We start from the raw sequence: 20,515 nt of genomic DNA, 5'->3' as shown, positions 1-20,515 counted from the left end.
CGGCTCCGGGCACCGGCCTGTGCGCCGGGCCCCGCCCCAGAGGACGGCATCCTTGCGCCGTCCGTCCTTGTGCCGGTCATCGTAGCCCCAGTCCCGAGATCGCCACACCCTGTCACCAAGATGTCACTGTGCACGAAGCAGAAACGGTGTGGGAGAGCAGAAGGTTCCCCGCATCCCGTCCTCCCACACCGTTACGGCCACACTGAGTCAACAATTGATATCAGGGTTGTCGCCCAATGATCACTTCCCACGCATCCACTGCTCCATCACCGACAGCAGGTAGTCGGGTTCAACCGGCTTGGTGACATAGTCGGAAGCGCCGGAATCGATCGCCTTCTCCCGGTCGCCCTGCATCGCCTTCGCCGTCAGCGCGATGATCGGCAGACCCGCGAACTGCGGCATCCGCCGGATCGCCGAGGTCGTGGCGTACCCGTCCATCTCCGGCATCATGATGTCCATCAGCACGACCGTGACGTCGTCGTGCTGCTCCAGGACCTCGATGCCCTCCCGCCCGTTCTCCGCGTACAGCACCGACAACCCGTGCTGTTCCAGGACGCTGGTCAACGCGAAGACGTTGCGCACGTCGTCGTCGACGATGAGCACCTTCTCGCCATGGAAGTCGTACGTGCGCGGAACCACCGGGAGTTCGTCCTCGGCACTGCCCCACCCGTCCTGGCCGTCGGGCTGCCCGGGAACCGCCGTACGCGGCTCCAGGTCGCTCAGCGACTTGCGGCGCCGCCGGAACAGCGAGGCCGGGCCGCTTTGCTGACCGCCCCCGCCCACCTCGGCCGCCGGCAGCGCGGGCGGCGCCGACCGGTCAGGGGCCTGCGGTGCGGGTGCGGGCGCCGCGGGCAGCGCCGGTGCGGGCCGCGCCTCCTCGACGGGCTTGCGGTACTCCCCGCGCGCGCCACCGGGCGCCGGCGGCGCGTACCCCTGCGGCGGCAGCTCGCTCGGGTGCAGCGGCAGGTACAGCGTGAAGGTCGAGCCCCGACCGGGCTCGCTGGCCGCGTGGATCTCACCGCCCAGCAGGCGGGCGATCTCCCGACTGATGGACAGCCCGAGCCCCGTGCCTCCGTACTTCCTGCTGGTGGTGCCGTCCGCCTGCTTGAACGCCTCGAAGATCACCAGCATCTTGCTCGCCGCGATCCCGATCCCGGTGTCGGTCACCGAGAACGCGATCAGGTCCGCGTCCGCCTCGCGCAGCGAACCCGCCTCCAGCAACTGCTCCCGGATCGCCGTCGGCACGTCCGCGCCGGCGGGCCGGATCACCAGTTCCACCGCCCCGCCGTCGGTGAACTTCACCGCGTTGGACAGCAGGTTGCGCAGGACCTGGAGCAGCCGCTGCTCGTCGGTGTGCAGGGTCGCCGGGAGCTCCGGGGACACCCGTACCGAGAAGTCCAGGCCCTTCTCCGCGGTCAGCGGCCGGAAGGTGGCCTCCACGTAGTCCACGAGCTGGACCAACGCGATCCGGGTCGGCGAGACGTCCATCTTCCCGGCCTCGACCTTCGACAGGTCGAGGATGTCGTTGATCAGCTGCAGCAGGTCGGAACCCGCGCCGTGGATGGTCTCCGCGAACTCCACCTGCTTCGGCGACAGGTTCTCGTCCGCGTTGTCGGCCAGCAGCTTCGCCAGGATCAGCAGCGAGTTGAGCGGGGTCCGCAGCTCGTGCGACATGTTCGCCAGGAACTCGGACTTGTACCGCATCGACACCGCGAGCTGCTCGGCGCGCTCCTCCAGGACCTGCCGGGCCTCCTCGATCTCGGTGTTCTTCACCTCGATGTCGCGGTTCTGCTGGGCCAGCAGCTCCGCCTTCTCCTCCAACTCGGCGTTCGCCGCCTGGAGCGCCTTCTGCCGGTTCTCCAACTCATCGGAGCGCTCTCGCAGTTGCTCGGTCATCTCCTGCGACTGCTTGAGCAGCATCTCCGTCTTGGAGTTGACGCTGATCGTGTTGACGCTCGTGCCGATCATCTCGGCGATCTGACTCAGGAAGTCCTTCTGGATCTGCGTGAACGGGGTGAAGGAGGCCAGCTCGATCACACCCAGCACCTTCCCCTCGAACAGCACCGGCAGCACGATCACGTGCGCCGGCGGCGCCTCGCCCAGGCCCGAGGAGATCCTCAGGTAGCCGGGCGGGGTGTTCTCGACGAGGATCGTCCGCTTCTCCTCCGCGACCGTCCCGATCAACCCCTCGCCCGGCCGGAACGAGATCGGCATCAGGCCGCCCGCGTACGCGTAACTGCCGCGCATCCGCAGCTCGTACGAGCCGTCCGCGCCACCCTCCGTCCCGAACTCGGTGGTCCCCCCGGCCGGCAGCGCCAGGAAGAAGGCGCCGTGCTGCGCGGAGACCACGGGGGTCAGTTCGCTCATGATCAGCGAAGCCACGTCGTCCAGCTCCCGGCGTCCCTGCATCAGTGCGGAGATCCGGGCGAGGTTGCCCTTGAGCCAGTCCTGCTCCTTGTTGGCCAAGGTGGTGTCGCGGAGGTTCACGATCATCGTGTTGATGTTGTCCTGGAGGACCTGGATCTCGCCGGCCGCGTCCACGTCGACCTTCAGGCTCAGGTCCCCGCGGGTCACCGCGGTGGCCACGGCCGCGATCGCCCGCACCTGCCGGGTCAGATTCCCGGCCATCTCGTTCACGGACTCGGTCAGGTCCCGCCAGGTGCCGTCCACGTCGCGCACGCGCGCCTGGCCGCCGAGGATGCCCTCGGTGCCCACCTCGCGGGCCACCCGGGTCACCTGGTCGGCGAACGAGGACAGCTGGTCGACCATCGTGTTGATGGTGGTCTTGAGTTCCAGGATCTCGCCGCGCGCGTCGATGTCGATCTTCTTGGTCATGTCGCCCTTGGCGATGGCGGTCGTGACCATGGCGATCTGCCGCACCTGACCGGTGAGGTTGGACGCCATGAAGTTCACCGAATCGGTGAGGTCCTTCCACGTCCCCGACACGCCGGGCACGTGCGCCTGACCGCCCAGCCGCCCCTCGGTGCCCACCTCGCGGGCCACCCGGGTCACCTCGTCGGCGAACGAGGACAGCGTCTTGACCATCGTGTTCACGGTGTCCGCGAGCTGCGCGACCTCGCCGCGCGCCTCGACCGTGACCTTCTTCGTCAGATCGCCGTTGGCGACCGCCGCCGAGACCTGCGCGATCCCGCGCACCTGCGCCGTCAGGTTCCCGGCCATGGTGTTGACGTTGTCGCTGAGGTCCTTCCAGATGCCGGTCACGCCCCGCACCCGGGCCTGGCCGCCGAGGATGCCCTCGGTGCCCACCTCACGCGCCACTCGCGTCACCTGCTCCGCGAAGGACGACAGTTGGTCCACCATCGTGTTCACGGTGGTGACGAGCTCCAGGATCTCGCCCTTGGCGTCAACCGTGATCTTCTTCGACAAGTCGCCCATCGCGACCGCCGTGGTCACCTCGGCGATGTTGCGCACCTGCGAGGTCAGGTTGTTCGCCATGAAGTTGACGGACTGCGTGAGGTCCTTCCAGGTGCCGGAGACACCCTTCACCTCCGCCTGGCCACCGAGAATGCCCTCCGTGCCCACCTCGCGGGCGACGCGGGTCACCTGCTCCGCGAAGTTGGACAGCTGGTCGACCATCGTGTTGAGGGTGTTCTTCAGCTCCAGGATCTCGCCCCGGGCGTCCACGTCGATCTTCTGCGAAAGATCACCACGCGCCACCGCCGTCGCGACCTGCGCGATGTTGCGCACCTGCGAGGTCAGGTTCCCGGCCATGCCGTTCACCGAGTCGGTGAGGTCGCGCCACACCCCGGCCACGCCGGGCACCTGCGCCTGACCGCCCAGCCGCCCCTCGGTGCCCACGTCCCGGGCCACCCGGGTCACCTGCTCCGCGAAGGCCGAGAGCTGGTCCACCATCGTGTTGATGGTGTTCTTCAGCTCCAGGATCTCACCCCGGGCGTCCACGTCGATCTTCTGCGACAGGTCACCGCGCGCCACCGCCGTGGTCACCTGGGCGATCTGCCGCACCTGGGACGTGAGGTTGCCGGCCATGAAGTTGACGGAGTCGGTGAGTTCCTTCCAGGTGCCGGACACCCCCTCGACCCGCGCCTGACCGCCGAGCCGCCCCTCGGTGCCCACGTCCCGCGCCATCCGCGTGACCTGGTCCGCGAACGAGGACAGCTGGTCCACCATCGTGTTCACGGTGTTCTTCAACTGGAGCATCTCGCCGGAGACGTCCACGGTGACCTTCTGCGACAGGTCGCCGTTCGCGACCGCCGTCGTCACCTGGGCGATGTTGCGGACCTGCCCGGTGAGGTTGCGGAAGGCGGTGTTCACCGAGTCGGTGAGGTCCTTCCACGTCCCCGCGGCCCCCGGCACCTGCGCCTGGCCGCCCAGCTCGCCCTCCACGCCGACCTCGCGGGCCACACGCGTCACTTCCGCGCCGAAGGACTGGAGCTGGTCCACCATCGTGTTGACGGTGTTCTTCAACTCCAGCATCTCGCCGGCCACGTCGACCGTGACCTTCTGCGACAGGTCGCCGTTCGCGACCGCCGTCGTCACCGTCGCGATGTCCCGCACCTGCGTGGTGAGGTTGCGGAAGACCGTGTTCACCGAGTCGGTGAGGTCCTTCCACGTCCCCGCCGCCCCCGGCACCTGCGCCTGGCCACCGAGCGTTCCCTTGGCCCCGACCTCGCTGGCCACGCGCGTGACCTCGTCGGCGAAGGTCCGCAGCGTCTCGGTCATCTGGTTGATCGTTTCGGCCAGCTGCGCCACCTCGCCGCGCGCGCTGACCCGCACCTTCTGCGACAGGTCGCCGTTCGCGACGGCCGTCGTCACCTGGGCGATCCCCCGCACCTGGGCGGTCAGGTTCCCCGCCATGGTGTTGACGGAGTCGGTCAGGTCCTTCCAGACGCCCGCGACCCCGGGCACCTTCGCCTGGCCACCGAGTTCGCCTTCCGTACCCACCTCCCGGGCGACGCGGGTCACCTCGGAGGAGAACGACGACAGCTGATCCACCATCGTGTTCACGGTGTTCTTCAACTGGAGCATCTCGCCGGCCACGTGCACCGTGACCTTGCGCGACAGGTCGCCCTTGGCGACCGCCGTCGTGACGAGAGCAATGTCACGCACCTGGGCGGTGAGCCGGTACGCCATCGTGTTGACGGAATCGGTCAGGTCCTTCCAGGACCCGGACATCCCGCGCACCTGGGCCTGACCACCGAGCTTGCCCTCGGTGCCCACCTCCAGCGCCACACGCGTCACCTCGTCGGTGAACGCGGACAGCTGGTCGACCAGGTTGTTGACCGTACGCCCGACCTTGAGGAACTCCCCGCGCAGCGGATGCCCGGCCCCGTCGGCCGTCTGCGTCCGCAACTCCATCCGCTGGTCCAGATCGCCCTCGGCGACCGCCGACAGCACCCGACCCACCTCGGACACCGGCCTGGCCAGATCGTCGACCAACTGGTTCGAGGCGTCGATCGCGGCTGCCCAGGAGCCCTCGCAGGCGCCTGTTTCCAGCCGTTCGCCGAGCTTCCCCTCGCGGCCCACCATCCGCCGGACCCGGGACAGCTCGCCGGTCAGGTGCAGATTCCGGTCGGCGACCTCGTTGTAGACGGCGGCGATCTCCGCCATCACGCCCTCGCCGGACACCGTCAGCCGCTTGCGGAAGTTCCCGTCCCGCATCGACACCAGGGCCGTGAGCAGCCTGTTCAGAGCGGCGGTATCGACTTCCGTCGTACCGCTGCGTCGAGAGCGTCCCCCCTTGGGGCGCGTTCCCGTACGCCGCACCGCTGCGCCAGACTCCACCGTGTCCCTCCCGAAAGGGTCGACCACTGTTCCACCGGATTTCCGAACAACCACAACCCGGCTCTTCTATCCACAACCTGGCTGTTCAAGCCTGCCCAGTGTTTCACCCTGTCCGAACCAGGCCATAACACTTCGGCACCATCGCACACCGGTCGTACCCTGCGAGTGGAATCCAGGACGACGGCACCACGGGAACCGCGAAGGTAAGTAACCTGGCACCCGATGTCCAACCGCGTCGAAGGAGTCTTGTGATCACGGCACGGGCGGCTGCCAGTTTCGATCCTCTAGGGCGTTCGGTCGCCGCTGCCCGCGGGTTCGTCCGCGACACCCTCCACGGCTGGGGCTTCGCGGACATCGTCGACGACGCGGTGGTGCTCACCAGCGAACTCGTGACCAACGCCGTGGTCCACGCCGGCACCCGGGCCGAGGTCCTGTGCCTGCGTGCCGAGGAGGGCGTGCGCGTCGAGGTCGCCGACAGGTACCCGGAGCGTGAACTTCCGCTCCAGCACCCCGGAGAGCGCCCGTACGCCGATCCCGACCGGGAGAACGGCCGCGGCCTCATGCTGTGCGCCGCACTCGCCACCCGCTGGGGAGTCGAGTACACGGCCACCCACAAGCACGTCTGGTTCCGGCTGGACCTTCCGGACCGTCCGGTCGGTACCCGCTCCGCCGGGCCCGTCGTCCCCGACCAGCTGCTCCCCCTCGCCGACAGCCGGGTCCGTGTCGCCGTCCTCCAGATCGACGCCGCCGACACCGTCTCCGCCTGGAACGAGGACGCCGAGCACATCTTCGGGCATCCCTCGGAGAAGGCCGTCGGACGCCCGCTCGCCGAGCTCGCGGCCTGGCCACAGACTCCCGGTACCGGTACCGGCATCGCCGAGGCCCTGCGACTGTCCCGCTGGGAGGGCAGCTACGGCATTCGCGGGGCGGACGGTCGCGTCATCCCCGTCTACGCCTCCCACTTGCGGGTCCGTGACGCCCACGGCGAACCGTCCATCGTCTGTCTGCTCGTGCACGACGACGAACGCGCCCTGCTCCAGAGCCCCTTGCGGGTCCCTTCCGACGGCTCCCAGCTCAACGAGGCGCGACTGCCCGACCCCTTCGAGATGTTCATCGGTTCGCCGGCACCCGACGATCTCGACGGACTGCTCCAGCGCACCGTCGAACGCGCCCGCGACATGCTCGACGCGGACTCGGCCTTCCTGCTGCTCGCGACCGACGACGAAACGGAGTTGGAGGTCCGTGCCACCACCGGACTCCCCTCGACCCGGCAGCGGTTCGCCCGCGTTCCGGTCGAGGCCGGCACCAATCGGTACGGCTCGGCGCGCATGCCCGCCGTCCACGACGACCTCTCCGCGGTCCCGGGCGCCGTCCCGCTCCTGGAGGCCACCGGCATGCGGTCCGTGGTCACCGTTCCGCTCAAGGTCGAGGGCCGGCTGACCGGTTCCCTGGGCGTGGCCACCGAGTACCCGGGCCGCTATTCCAACGAGGACGCCCTGCGGCTGCAGTTCGCCGCGGACCGGATCGCCCTCGCCGTGGAGTCGGCCCGCCTGGGCGAACTCGAACGTCTGCGGCGCGGCTCCCTCTCCTTCCTCGTCGAGGCTTCCGACCTGCTGGCCGGCACCCTCGACCGGGACCAGACCCTGGCCCTCATGGCCCAGATGACGGTGCCGACGCTGGCGACCTGGTGTGCCGTCTACACGATCGCCGACCAGACCTCCGATCCATACCTGTCGTACGTGCTCCACGAGGACGAGGAACGCATCGACGGGCTCAAGGACCTGCTCTCGCAGGTCAGTCCGCCCGAGCCGGTCCGTGAGGCGGGCGCCCGCCCGTGGCCCGACGCGTCCTTGACGGTGGGCGGCGAAACGGTCGTCCTGCCCCTGCTGGCGCGCAACCGTGTGATCGGGATGCTCACGCTCGGCCGGCCGAGCGAGGAACACTTCCGTCAGGAGATCCTCGAACTCGCCGACGACCTGTCCCGCAGGGCGGCTCTCGCCCTCGACAACGCGCGCCTGTACTCCGAGCGCACCGCCATCAGCCGCTCCCTGCAACGCAGTCTGCTGCCGCCCGGTTCTCCCGCGATCCCCGGCATGGAGGTCGAGGTCATCTACCGTGCTGCGGGCGAGGGCAACGAGGTCGGCGGCGACTTCTACGACGTCTTCCCGATCCGCCCCGGTGTGTACGGCTTCGCCATCGGCGACGTCTGCGGTACCGGCCCGGAGGCAGCCGCGGTCACGGGTCTCGCCCGTCATGCCCTGCGCCTCCTGGCTCGTGAGGGCCTCGGTGGCCCGGCCGTCCTGGAACGACTGAACGCGGCCATTCTCGACGAGGGCGCCCGCAGCCGCTTCCTCACGCTTCTCTACGGGGAACTCCATCCCCAACCCAATGGCGGCGCCTTGATGAAGGTGGTCTGCGCGGGTCATCCGCTGCCGCTGCGCCTGCGCCCGAGCGGCGAGGTCACCCCTGCGGCGGACCCGCAGCCCCTGCTCGGTGTCATGGAAGACCTGGAGCTCTACGAGCAGACCCTCACGCTGGATCCGGGCGATGTCCTGCTCTGTGTCACGGACGGCATCACCGAACGCCGCGAGGGCACGCGCATGCTCGGCGACGACGGCCTCACCGAGGTTCTCACCACGTGTACCGGCCTCACCGCGGGCGCGGTGGCCTCGCGGGTCCTGAGGGCAGTCGAGCGCTTCGCCGCGGAGCCCGCCTCGGACGACATGGCCATCCTCACCTTCCGGGTGCCGCACCAGCGCGAAGGCGAGTAACGCTTCCCTCCGTCAGGGCCGGCCCGTTTCACGGCGCCGGCCCTTTCTGCGTCCGGCCGGCTGCATGCAAAGGCCTGGTCCGACGAAAAGCCTCGGGAACGCAAAAAGGCCCCCGCCATGAGGCGGGGGCCTTTTTGATTGAGCCCTTTAACGGAATCGAACCGTTGACCTTCTCCTTACCATGGAGACGCTCTACCGACTGAGCTAAAAGGGCGGGTTGTTCGGCGGCGTCCTACTCTCCCACAGGGTCCCCCCTGCAGTACCATCGGCGCTGAAAGGCTTAGCTTCCGGGTTCGGAATGTAAACCGGGCGTTTCCCTAACGCTATGACCACCGAAACACTATGAAGTTAACCAACCGGATATGAACACAGTTCGTTACTTCAGAACTAACACAGTGGACGCGAGCAACTGAGGACAAGCCCTCGGCCTATTAGTACCAGTCAGCTCCACCCGTTACCGGGCTTCCACATCTGGCCTATCAACCCAGTCGTCTACTGGGAGCCTTACCCTCTCAAGGAGGTGGGAATACTCATCTCGAAGCAGGCTTCCCGCTTAGATGCTTTCAGCGGTTATCCCTCCCGAACGTAGCCAACCAGCCATGCCCTTGGCAGGACAACTGGCACACCAGAGGTTCGTCCGTCCCGGTCCTCTCGTACTAGGGACAGCCCTTCTCAATATTCCTACGCGCACAGCGGATAGGGACCGAACTGTCTCACGACGTTCTAAACCCAGCTCGCGTACCGCTTTAATGGGCGAACAGCCCAACCCTTGGGACCGACTCCAGCCCCAGGATGCGACGAGCCGACATCGAGGTGCCAAACCATCCCGTCGATATGGACTCTTGGGGAAGATCAGCCTGTTATCCCCGGGGTACCTTTTATCCGTTGAGCGACGGCGCTTCCACAAGCCACCGCCGGATCACTAGTCCCGACTTTCGTCCCTGCTCGACCCGTCGGTCTCACAGTCAAGCTCCCTTGTGCACTTACACTCAACACCTGATTGCCAACCAGGCTGAGGGAACCTTTGGGCGCCTCCGTTACTCTTTGGGAGGCAACCGCCCCAGTTAAACTACCCATCAGACACTGTCCCTGATCCGGATCACGGACCGAGGTTAGACATCCAGCACGACCAGAGTGGTATTTCAACGGCGACTCCACAACCACTGGCGTGGCTGCTTCAAAGTCTCCCACCTATCCTACACAAGCCGAACCGAACACCAATATCAAACTATAGTAAAGGTCCCGGGGTCTTTCCGTCCTGCTGCGCGAAACGAGCATCTTTACTCGTAGTGCAATTTCACCGGGCCTATGGTTGAGACAGTCGAGAAGTCGTTACGCCATTCGTGCAGGTCGGAACTTACCCGACAAGGAATTTCGCTACCTTAGGATGGTTATAGTTACCACCGCCGTTTACTGGCGCTTAAGTTCTCAGCTTCGCACGCCCGAAAGCGCACTAACCGGTCCCCTTAACGTTCCAGCACCGGGCAGGCGTCAGTCCGTATACATCGCCTTACGGCTTCGCACGGACCTGTGTTTTTAGTAAACAGTCGCTTCTCGCTGGTCTCTGCGGCCACCCCCAGCTCACGGAGTAAATCCGATCACCAGTGATGGCCCCCCTTCTCCCGAAGTTACGGGGGCATTTTGCCGAGTTCCTTAACCATAGTTCACCCGAACGCCTCGGTATTCTCTACCTGACCACCTGAGTCGGTTTAGGGTACGGGCCGCCATGAAACTCGCTAGAGGCTTTTCTCGACAGCATAGGATCATCCACTTCACCACAATCGGCTCGGCATCAGGTCTCAGCCTTAATGAGGGACGGATTTGCCTACCCCTCGGCCTACACCCTTACCCCGGGACTACCACCGCCCGGGTTGGACTACCTTCCTGCGTCACCCCATCGCTTACCTACTACCACCTTGGATCGGCGGCTCCACCACTTTCCTTTCCCCGAAGGGTCCGGAACGGCTTCACGGCCTTAGCATCAGAGGATTCGATATTGGGCGTTTCAAAGCGGGTACCGGAATATCAACCGGTTGTCCATCGACTACGCCTGTCGGCCTCGCCTTAGGTCCCGACTTACCCTGGGCAGATCAGCTTGACCCAGGAACCCTTAGTCAATCGGCGCACACGTTTCTCACGTGTGTATCGCTACTCATGCCTGCATTCTCACTCGTGAACCGTCCACAACTAGCTTCCGCTGCTGCTTCACCCGGCACACGACGCTCCCCTACCCATCCCAGCGGGCGTTGGCCCTATTGCTGAAATGACACGACTTCGGCGGTACGCTTGAGCCCCGCTACATTGTCGGCGCGGAATCACTTGACCAGTGAGCTATTACGCACTCTTTCAAGGGTGGCTGCTTCTAAGCCAACCTCCTGGTTGTCTCTGCGACTCCACATCCTTTCCCACTTAGCGTACGCTTGGGGGCCTTAGTCGATGCTCTGGGCTGTTTCCCTCTCGACCATGGAGCTTATCCCCCACAGTCTCACTGCCGTGCTCTCACTTACCGGCATTCGGAGTTTGGCTAAGGTCAGTAACCCGGTAGGGCCCATCGCCTATCCAGTGCTCTACCTCCGGCAAGAAACACACGACGCTGCACCTAAATGCATTTCGGGGAGAACCAGCTATCACGGAGTTTGATTGGCCTTTCACCCCTAACCACAGGTCATCCCCCAGGTTTTCAACCCTGGTGGGTTCGGTCCTCCACGAAGTCTTACCTCCGCTTCAACCTGCCCATGGCTAGATCACTCCGCTTCGGGTCTAGAGCGTGCAACTCAATCGCCCTATTCGGACTCGCTTTCGCTACGGCTTCCCCACACGGGTTAACCTCGCTACACACCGCTAACTCGCAGGCTCATTCTTCAAAAGGCACGCAGTCACGACTGTATGTGCAAGCACATACAGCGACGCTCCCACGGCTTGTAGGCACACGGTTTCAGGTACTATTTCACTCCGCTCCCGCGGTACTTTTCACCATTCCCTCACGGTACTATCCGCTATCGGTCACCAGGGAATATTTAGGCTTAGCGGGTGGTCCCGCCAGATTCACACGGGATTTCTCGGGCCCCGTGCTACTTGGGAGATTCTTAAGCAAGCCGCTGATGTTTCGTCTACGGGGGTCTTACCCTCTACGCCGGACCTTTCGCATGTCCTTCGACTACATCAACGGTTTCTGACTCGCCGACCGGCCGGCAGACCGATCAAAAGAATTCCCACAACCCCGCATGCGCAACCCCTGCCGGGTATCACACGCATACGGTTTGGCCTCATCCGGTTTCGCTCGCCACTACTCCCGGAATCACGGTTGTTTTCTCTTCCTGAGGGTACTGAGATGTTTCACTTCCCCTCGTTCCCTCCACACTGCCTATGTGTTCAGCAGTGGGTGACAGCCCATGACGACTGCCGGGTTTCCCCATTCGGACACCCCCGGATCAAAGCTCAGTTGGCAGCTCCCCGGGGCCTATCGCGGCCTCTCACGTCCTTCATCGGTTCCTGGTGCCAAGGCATCCACCGTGTGCCCTTAAAAACTTGGCCACAGATGCTCGCGTCCACTGTGTAGTTCTCAAGCAACGACCAGTCACCCATCACCCCACCAGACAAGCTGGCGAGTTCACTGGGGCCGGCATCGCGAAGATACAACCTTACGGCCGTACCCTCAGATACCCAACAACGTGCCAGGCACGACCCTCCGCCACCATCACCGCTTTCCACGCCCGAGGGCAGTACTTGCAGAATGCTTTGGAAGACCGTGCCAAATAATCAACGTTCCACCCATGAGCTGACCGTGCAGAACATTTGTCTGCAATCGGTACTGTGCTCCTTAGAAAGGAGGTGATCCAGCCGCACCTTCCGGTACGGCTACCTTGTTACGACTTCGTCCCAATCGCCAGTCCCACCTTCGACAGCTCCCTCCCTTACGGGTTGGGCCACCGGCTTCGGGTGTTACCGACTTTCGTGACGTGACGGGCGGTGTGTACAAGGCCCGGGAACGTATTCACCGCAGCAATGCTGATCTGCGATTACTAGCAACTCCGACTTCATGGGGTCGAGTTGCAGACCCCAATCCGAACTGAGACCGGCTTTTTGAGATTCGCTCCACCTCACGGTATCGCAGCTCATTGTACCGGCCATTGTAGCACGTGTGCAGCCCAAGACATAAGGGGCATGATGACTTGACGTCGTCCCCACCTTCCTCCGAGTTGACCCCGGCGGTCTCCTGTGAGTCCCCATCACCCCGAAGGGCATGCTGGCAACACAGGACAAGGGTTGCGCTCGTTGCGGGACTTAACCCAACATCTCACGACACGAGCTGACGACAGCCATGCACCACCTGTATACCGACCACAAGGGGGGCACTATCTCTAATGCTTTCCGGTATATGTCAAGCCTTGGTAAGGTTCTTCGCGTTGCGTCGAATTAAGCCACATGCTCCGCTGCTTGTGCGGGCCCCCGTCAATTCCTTTGAGTTTTAGCCTTGCGGCCGTACTCCCCAGGCGGGGAACTTAATGCGTTAGCTGCGGCACCGACGACGTGGAATGTCGCCAACACCTAGTTCCCAACGTTTACGGCGTGGACTACCAGGGTATCTAATCCTGTTCGCTCCCCACGCTTTCGCTCCTCAGCGTCAGTAATGGCCCAGAGATCCGCCTTCGCCACCGGTGTTCCTCCTGATATCTGCGCATTTCACCGCTACACCAGGAATTCCGATCTCCCCTACCACACTCTAGCTAGCCCGTATCGAATGCAGACCCGAGGTTAAGCCTCGGGCTTTCACATCCGACGTGACAAGCCGCCTACGAGCTCTTTACGCCCAATAATTCCGGACAACGCTTGCGCCCTACGTATTACCGCGGCTGCTGGCACGTAGTTAGCCGGCGCTTCTTCTGCAGGTACCGTCACTTTCGCTTCTTCCCTGCTGAAAGAGGTTTACAACCCGAAGGCCGTCATCCCTCACGCGGCGTCGCTGCATCAGGCTTTCGCCCATTGTGCAATATTCCCCACTGCTGCCTCCCGTAGGAGTCTGGGCCGTGTCTCAGTCCCAGTGTGGCCGGTCGCCCTCTCAGGCCGGCTACCCGTCGTCGCCTTGGTGGGCCATTACCCCACCAACAAGCTGATAGGCCGCGGGCTCATCCTTCACCGCCGGAGCTTTTAACCCCCACCCATGCAGGCAGGAGTATTATCCGGTATTAGACCCCGTTTCCAGGGCTTGTCCCAGAGTGAAGGGCAGATTGCCCACGTGTTACTCACCCGTTCGCCACTAATCCACCCCGAAGGGCTTCATCGTTCGACTTGCATGTGTTAAGCACGCCGCCAGCGTTCGTCCTGAGCCAGGATCAAACTCTCCATGAATGTTTACCCGTAATCGGGTGCACACGCAATTAGAGCGGGCCGATCATGTCGGAATAAGACCGATCGACCACTGCGTCCTCGCTGTGTAATCGCCTGCAAGCACCACAACCCGAAGATTGCGACCTCACAGGTCTTTTTCAAAGGAACCTCATCCACCGAAATGGACGGGGTATCAACTTTTGGCGTTGATTTTTGGCACGCTGTTGAGTTCTCAAGGAACGGACGCTTCCTTTGTACTCACCCTCTCGGGCTTTCCTCCGGGCGCTTCCTTCGTTCTTGCGTTTCCGACTCTATCAGAGTCAGTCTCGCTTGTTCTCCGCCTTCCAGGTTCTTCGCTTTCGCGTTTTCCCTTTCCGGCGATTCCAACTCTATCAGAACATTTCCGTGTCGTTTCCGACTTGGATTTGAATTCGATGGCCGTTGGAGGGCCTTTCCCTTTCGGGTGGATCAGACTTTATCAGGTGTCCCTGAGTGTTTGATTCCCACCCGCCCGCATCGACGGTCGGGCACACGTGTGTGCCTGGGTGCCGTGCGAGGTGGAGACGTAAACGTACTGGAGCGGGGCCCCCGGATGCAAATCCGGTTGCCCCGCTCCGACGCGGGCGCTACGACGAGGCTCAGACCTCGACGACGACCGGAAGGATCATCGGGCGGCGGCGGTAGCCGTCCGAGACCCACTTGCCCATGGTGCGGCGGATGAGCTGCTGGATCTGGTGCGGCTCGGCCACGCCGTCGGCGCCGGCGCGCGCGATGGCTTCCTCGATCTTCGGCAGGACCGCGGCGAAGGCCGAGTCCTCGATGCCGGAGCCTCGGGCCTGGATGTTCGGGCCGCTCACGACCTTGCCCGTGGTGCTGTCGACCACGACGTAGACCGAGATGATGCCCTCGTCGCCGAGGATGCGGCGGTCCTTGAGCGAGGCCTCGGTGACGTCGCCGACCGAGAGGCCGTCCACGTACACGTAGCCGGCCTGGACCTTGCCCGAGATGCGGGCCTTGCCGTCGATCAGGTCGACGACCACGCCGTCCTCGGCGATGACGATCCGGTCCTTGGGGACACCCGTCATCGCGCCGAGCTCGGCGTTGGCGCGCAGGTGCCGCCACTCACCGTGGACCGGCATCAGGTTCCGCGGCTTGCAGATGTTGTAGAAGTACAACAGCTCGCCCGCGGAGGCGTGACCGGAGACGTGCACCTTGGCGTTGCCCTTGTGCACGACGTTGGCACCCCATCGGGTCAGGCCGTTGATCACGCGGTAGACCGCGTTCTCGTTGCCCGGGATGAGGGACGACGCCAGGATCACCGTGTCGCCGGGGACGATCCGGATCTGGTGATCGCGGTTCGCCATCCGGGACAGGGCCGCCATGGGCTCGCCCTGGGATCCCGTGCAGACCAGGACGACCTCGTGGGCCGGCAGGTCGTCGAGGGTCTTCACGTCCACGACGAGGCCCGGCGGGACCTTCAGGTAGCCCAGGTCGCGGGCGATGCCCATGTTGCGGACCATCGAACGACCGACGAAGGCGACACGACGGCCGTACTCGTGGGCCGCGTCGAGGATCTGCTGGATGCGGTGCACGTGGCTGGCGAAGCTGGCCACGATGATCCGGTTGTGGGCGTTCGCGAAGACCGTGCGCAGAACGTTGGAGATCTCGCGCTCGGGCGGGACGAAGCCCGGGACCTCGGCGTTCGTCGAGTCCGAGAGGAGGAGGTCGATGCCCTCTTCGCTCAGACGCGCGAAGGCGTGCAGGTCGGTGAGGCGCTTGTCCAGCGGGAGCTGGTCCATCTTGAAGTCACCGGTGCAGACCACCATGCCGGCGCCGGTGCGGATGGCCACGGCCAGCGCGTCCGGGATGGAGTGGTTGACGGCGATGAACTCGCAGTCGAAGGGGCCCAGGTTCTCGCGCTCGCCTTCCTTCACCTCGAGGGTGTAGGGGCGGATGCGGTGCTCCTGGAGCTTCGCCTCGATCAGGGCGAGCGTCAGCTTGGAGCCGATCAGCGGGATGTCCGGCTTCTCCCGGAGGAGGTAGGGGACGGCACCGATGTGGTCCTCGTGACCGTGCGTGAGGACGATGCCCTCGATGTCGTCGAGGCGATCCCGGATGGACGAGAAGTCCGGCAGGATCAGGTCGATGCCCGGCTGCTCCTCTTCGGGGAAGAGAACGCCACAGTCGACGATCAGCAGGCGACCGTCGAACTCGAAGACGGTCATGTTGCGGCCGATCTCACCGAGGCCGCCCAGGGGCGTGACCCGGAGGCCGCCCTTGGGGAGCTTCGGCGGCGGGCCCAGTTCGGGATGCGGGTGGCTCAAAAGTGTCTCCTCACCACACGCGCCACGTACCTCGTAGGCACGTGGCGCGCATGTCATTCGTGCACTTGCTTATGCGGTTTCGGATGGTGCTTGTTCAGTTGTGAAGTCTGTTGTCAGAGCTGTACCCCGCCGGCGGCAAGATCGATCTTGAGCTGCGCCCTCTCCTCGGCGGTCAGCTCGACGAGCGGGAGCCGCAGCGGGCCGGCGGGTAGGCCCTGCAGGCCGAGGGCGCCCTTGGTGGTGATGACGCCCTGCGTGCGGAACATGCCGGTGAAGACGGGGAGCAGCTTCTGGTGGATCTCGGTGGCCTTCTGGACGTCGCCGCCCAGGTGGGCGTCGAGCATCGCGCGGAGCTCGGGGGTGACCACGTGGCTGACCACGGAGACGAATCCGACCGCGCCGACCGAAAGGAGGGGCAGGTTCAGCATGTCGTCGCCGGAGTACCAGGCCAGACCGCTCTGGGCGATGGCCCAGCTGGCGCGGCCCAGGTCACCCTTGGCGTCCTTGTTGGCAACGATACGGGGGTGCTCGGCCAGTCGGACGAGGGTTTCGGTGTTGATCGGGACACCGCTGCGGCCGGGGATGTCGTAGAGCATGACGGGCAGCTCGGTGGCGTCCGCGATGGCCGTGAAGTGCCGGTAGAGGCCTTCCTGCGGCGGCTTGCTGTAGTACGGCGTCACCGCGAGCAGGCCGTGGGCGCCGGTGCGCTCGGCCTGGCGGGCGAGTTCGAGGGTGTGTCGGGTGTCGTTGGTGCCGATGCCCGCCACCACGTGGGCGCGGTCGCCGACGGCTTCGAGTACGGCTCGTACGAGGTCGTTTTTCTCCGCGTCGGTGGTGGTCGGCGACTCACCGGTGGTGCCGTTGATGATCAGGCCGTCGTTGCCTGCGTCCACCAGGTGGACGGCGAGCCGCTGCGCGCCGTCGAGGTCGAGTGCGCCATCAGCCGTGAACGGCGTGATCATGGCGGTGAGGACCCGCCCGAAGGGGGTCTGCGGAGTCGAGATCGGAGCCATGGGTAACACGCTACTCGCTGCCATGCTCGCGGTGTCCCCTCGGGGGACGTGAACCGAGTGTTGGAGCCCGGCACTGCCTGCTCGGGGGTTCAAGCAGTGCCGGGTCCGTTTGATCAGCCTAGATGAACTTTACGAAACGCCGCAATACGGACACTTGGGACTTGGGCCGCACATCTGTGCGCCGGCGTGGCTCCGGCCTTACGGGGCAACGCGACCGTTCGCGTTGTACGCGGCGTACGTGAGCGGCATGAGACCGGCCCAGTGCCGCTCCATCTTCTCGCCGACCATCTCGATCTCCCGCTGCGGGAAGGACGGGGTGGTCGCCAGTTCGTGCTGGGTGCGCAGGCCGAGGAAGTGCATCAGCGAGCGCGCGTTGCAGGTGGCGTACATCGAGGAGAAAAGTCCGACCGGCAGGACCGAACGGGCAACCTCCCGGGCCACGCCCGCCGCCAGCATCTCCTGGTAGGCCTGGTAGGCCCGGACGTACGAGTCCTCCATGACGCGGCTGGTCAGCTCCTGCTGCGCGGCGGTTCCCTCGACGAAGACGTACTTGCCCGGGCGGCCCTCCTGGATCAGTTTGCGATCCGTGTCCGGGACGTAGAAGACCGGCTCCAGCTCCCTGTAGCGGCCCGATTCCTCGTTGTAGGACCAGCCGACGCGGTGCCGCATGAACTCGCGGAACACGAAGATCGGGGCGCTGATGAAGAAGGTCATCGAGTTGTGCTCGAAGGGGCTGCCGTGGCGGTCGCGCATCAGATAGTTGATGAGGCCCTTGGAGCGCTCGGGGTCCTTCTGCAGCTCCTCCAGGGACTGCTCGCCCGCCGTGGAGACACGGGCGGCCCACAGCACGTCGGAGTCGGCGGCGGAGTGCTTCACCAGCTCCACCGTCACGTCACTGCGGAAGCTGGGTTTCAGGTCTGAAGCGGCGTTCTCGCTCACCGGGGGTCCTTCCGAACGGTATTACCTGGGGCGCGCCCACTCTACGGCGCGGGGAACGGCTCGATTCCCGCGCCGGCGCGGTGGCGGGGTCACCCGTACAGCTGACGCTCCGCCATGCGATTCGGCGAATGTTCCGATTTGCGGCACGGATCGGGGACTTCGGACGTCTTACCTGGAGAACGCACCACGTGGCCCGCGGGCCCTGACCGTGAGGAGAGTGCCTCCCATGTTTCGCCGGCGCGAACCCGTCCCCTTCGCCTTCGTCGCCGAGGCCGACCGATTCCGCAGTAACGTCACTCCACCGCCGCGAGAGAGTCTGGCCAAGACCCAGATCGCCGCCCGTACGCTGGTCGGACTGACCGTGGTGGCGGGGCTCGTCGGCTCGCTGCTCTTCGGCATGCCGGCACTGCAGCCGCACAAGGCGCCCCAGAAGTCACAGCAGTCGGAGGCGTCCGAGGGGCGGTAGCCTCACGGGCACAGCCCAACCGAACGTGCATGTGAGTGAGGTCCAGCCGTGCCCCTGCCCTTCTTGACGGCCGACGGCGTCTTCGACGCGCACGAAGAAGAGACACTGCCCCACGACGATCCCGACCGTTGGCGTCGGCCCTACCGTCCCGGCCCCTGGCGGGTCGCCGTCGCGGCGCTGCTGCTGCTGCTCTCCGCCTTCATGCTCCTGGCCACGATGATCGTCGCCTTCGCGGGCACCTGGGGCGGGGCTCTGCTCTCCCTGGCGGCCGCACTCGCCGTGGTCGGGGCCACCCTGCGCCTGCTGCGCATGGGTGTCTGGGTGAGCCGCACGGGACTGCGCCGGGTGGGCTTCTTCGGAACGCGCTCGGTCGCCTGGAGCAAGATCGACAGCATTCGCACCGTGCAGCAGCCGGTGCGTTGGCTCGGACTGCCGAGGACCGTGCAGGGTCAGGCCCTGACCGCGGCGGCGCGCGACGGCGCCGAACTGCCGGTCCTCCTGACCGACCACAACGCCGATTTCCTGGCCCGGTCCGAGGCTTTCGACCGGGCCGCCGGGATGGTGGAGGCGTGGGCCGACCAGTACCGGGCCGTTCCCGCCTGAGTCGTCGCCGGCGCACGTGGAGCCCGTACGGGGATCAGACCTGTACGGGCTTTCCGTCGTGCAGGGCGATGGCGCGCTGCATGGCCTTGCGGGCCCGCGGGGTGTCGCGGGCGTCGTGGTAGGCCACGGCGAGCCGGAACCAGCTGCGCCAATCGCCCGGCGCGTCCTCGGTCTCGACCTTGCGGCGCGCGAAGACCTCGTCGGCGGAGTCCCGCAGGATCCGCCCGTACTGGTCCCGCTCCAGCTCGTCCACCGGCAGGGCGCCCTCGGCCTCCAGCTCGGCGGCGAGCTGGTTGGCCTTGGTGACGAACCGCGTGTTCTTCCAGAGGAACCAGATGCCGATGACCGGCAGGATCAGCACGGACAGGCCCATGGTGACGGTGAGCCAGGTGCCGTGCCGGATCAGCATCAGGCCTCGGCTGCCGACCAGGACGAAGTAGACGACCAGGACGGCGGCCGTGAGGAAGTAGGTGATCTTCGCGCGCATGGGTACTACTGCCTGCTCATCAGCCGAGGTCGAGGAAGTGTTCCAGGCCGAAGGTGAGGCCCGGGGTCTGCGTCACGCGGCGCGCGCCGAGCAGGATGCCCGGCATGAAGCTGCTGTGGTGCAGGGAGTCGTGACGGATGGTGAGGGTCTCCCCCTCGCCGCCGAGGAGCACCTCCTGGTGGGCCAGCAGGCCGCGCAGGCGGATGGCGTGCACGGGCACGCCGTCCACGTCCGCGCCGCGGGCGCCGTCGAGGGCGGTGGCGGTGGCGTCGGGCTGGGCGCCCAGACCGGCTTCGGCGCGGGCGGCCGCGATGAGCTGCGCGGTGCGGGTGGCCGTGCCCGAGGGCGCGTCCACCTTGTTGGGGTGGTGCAGCTCGACGACCTCGACGGACTCGAAGTAGCGGGCGGCCTGGGCGGCGAACTTCATCGTGAGGACGGCGCCGATGGAGAAGTTGGGGGCGATGAGCACCCCGGTCTCCGGGGAGCCGGCGAGCCAGGTGTTCAGCTCGGCCAGGCGCTCCTCGGTCCAGCCGGTGGTGCCGACGACGGCGTGGATGCCGTGCCGGACGCAGAAGTCGAGGTTGTCCATGACGGCTGCGGGGGTGGTCAGCTCGACGACGACCTGGGCGCCGGCGTCGGTCAGTGTCTCCGGCTTGTCCCCGCGGGTGAGCGCGGCGACCAGTTCCATGTCCTCGGCGGCCTCGACGGCCTTGACCGCCTCGGCGCCGATGCGCCCCTGGGCGCCGAGAACCGCGACCCGCAGCTTGCTGCTCATGCTCGTGCTTCCTTCGCTTCCATGTCACGGGGCCGGGTGCCGGCCG

At 65.5% G+C, this 20,515-nt stretch carries 9 protein-coding genes, 1 tRNA gene and 3 rRNA genes; 3 read left to right on the top strand and 10 right to left on the bottom strand.

Features of this window, described 5'->3' with window-relative positions:
* Positions 1-240 precede the first annotated feature (240 nt).
* Positions 241-5,763, bottom strand: coding sequence for a HAMP domain-containing protein (locus tag ACQEVM_RS08885; RefSeq protein ID WP_433076651.1), 5,523 nt, complete (start codon positions 5,761-5,763; stop codon positions 241-243).
* Positions 5,764-6,011: 248 nt separating this feature from the next.
* Here ACQEVM_RS08885 and ACQEVM_RS08880 point away from each other — a divergent pair, with 248 nt between their 5' ends.
* Complete coding sequence (locus tag ACQEVM_RS08880; protein ID WP_433076649.1) at positions 6,012-8,534, top strand: SpoIIE family protein phosphatase; 2,523 nt, start codon at positions 6,012-6,014, stop codon at positions 8,532-8,534.
* A gap of 141 nt (positions 8,535-8,675) precedes the next feature.
* Here ACQEVM_RS08880 and ACQEVM_RS08875 read toward each other — a convergent pair.
* From ACQEVM_RS08875 to thyX, 7 genes are all read right to left on the bottom strand, one after another.
* Positions 8,676-8,748, bottom strand: a tRNA-Thr gene (locus ACQEVM_RS08875).
* Between the two features lie 5 nt (positions 8,749-8,753).
* Positions 8,754-8,871: ribosomal RNA gene (rrf, locus tag ACQEVM_RS08870) — 5S ribosomal RNA — on the bottom strand.
* A gap of 74 nt (positions 8,872-8,945) precedes the next feature.
* A 23S ribosomal RNA gene (locus ACQEVM_RS08865) occupies positions 8,946-12,068 on the bottom strand.
* Between the two features lie 290 nt (positions 12,069-12,358).
* Positions 12,359-13,883, bottom strand: a 16S ribosomal RNA gene (locus tag ACQEVM_RS08860).
* Together the 16S, 23S and 5S rRNA genes with 1 tRNA gene alongside form the textbook arrangement of a ribosomal RNA operon.
* Before the next feature lie 617 nt (positions 13,884-14,500).
* Positions 14,501-16,186: a ribonuclease J gene (locus ACQEVM_RS08855; protein WP_053683878.1), complete on the bottom strand. Its 1,686-nt coding sequence runs from the start codon at positions 16,184-16,186 to the stop codon at positions 14,501-14,503.
* Positions 16,187-16,299: 113 nt separating this feature from the next.
* Positions 16,300-17,199, bottom strand: coding sequence for a 4-hydroxy-tetrahydrodipicolinate synthase (dapA, locus tag ACQEVM_RS08850; RefSeq protein ID WP_433076646.1), 900 nt, complete (start codon positions 17,197-17,199; stop codon positions 16,300-16,302).
* Between the two features lie 198 nt (positions 17,200-17,397).
* On the bottom strand, positions 17,398-18,138 hold the full coding sequence (gene thyX / locus ACQEVM_RS08845) for an FAD-dependent thymidylate synthase (protein WP_433076644.1): 741 nt from the start codon (positions 18,136-18,138) through the stop codon (positions 17,398-17,400).
* A 226-nt stretch (positions 18,139-18,364) separates the two neighbouring features.
* Between thyX and ACQEVM_RS08840 the strand changes: the two genes are divergently transcribed.
* Positions 18,365-18,604, top strand: a complete 240-nt coding sequence (locus ACQEVM_RS08840; protein WP_053683883.1) for a hypothetical protein — start codon at positions 18,365-18,367, stop codon at positions 18,602-18,604.
* Between the two features lie 48 nt (positions 18,605-18,652).
* A complete protein-coding gene (locus tag ACQEVM_RS08835; RefSeq protein ID WP_433076642.1) occupies positions 18,653-19,207 on the top strand; it encodes a PH domain-containing protein in 555 nt (184 codons plus the stop codon).
* A 34-nt stretch (positions 19,208-19,241) separates the two neighbouring features.
* Here the strand turns inward: ACQEVM_RS08835 and ACQEVM_RS08830 are convergent, their stop codons facing one another.
* Together ACQEVM_RS08830 and dapB are read right to left on the bottom strand one after the other, a co-directional pair.
* The gene (locus ACQEVM_RS08830) at positions 19,242-19,694 is read right to left on the bottom strand and encodes a hypothetical protein (RefSeq protein ID WP_433076640.1); all 453 of its coding nucleotides are present in this window, start codon (positions 19,692-19,694) and stop codon (positions 19,242-19,244) included.
* A 19-nt stretch (positions 19,695-19,713) separates the two neighbouring features.
* Positions 19,714-20,469: a 4-hydroxy-tetrahydrodipicolinate reductase gene (dapB, locus tag ACQEVM_RS08825; RefSeq protein WP_433076638.1), complete on the bottom strand. Its 756-nt coding sequence runs from the start codon at positions 20,467-20,469 to the stop codon at positions 19,714-19,716.
* Positions 20,470-20,515 lie beyond the last annotated feature (46 nt).

The sequence above is a fragment of the Streptomyces sp. CA-243310 genome, assembly GCF_050936775.1.
Classification (GTDB): domain Bacteria; phylum Actinomycetota; class Actinomycetes; order Streptomycetales; family Streptomycetaceae; genus Streptomyces.
This window is presented reverse-complemented; position numbering and strand designations above follow the sequence as displayed.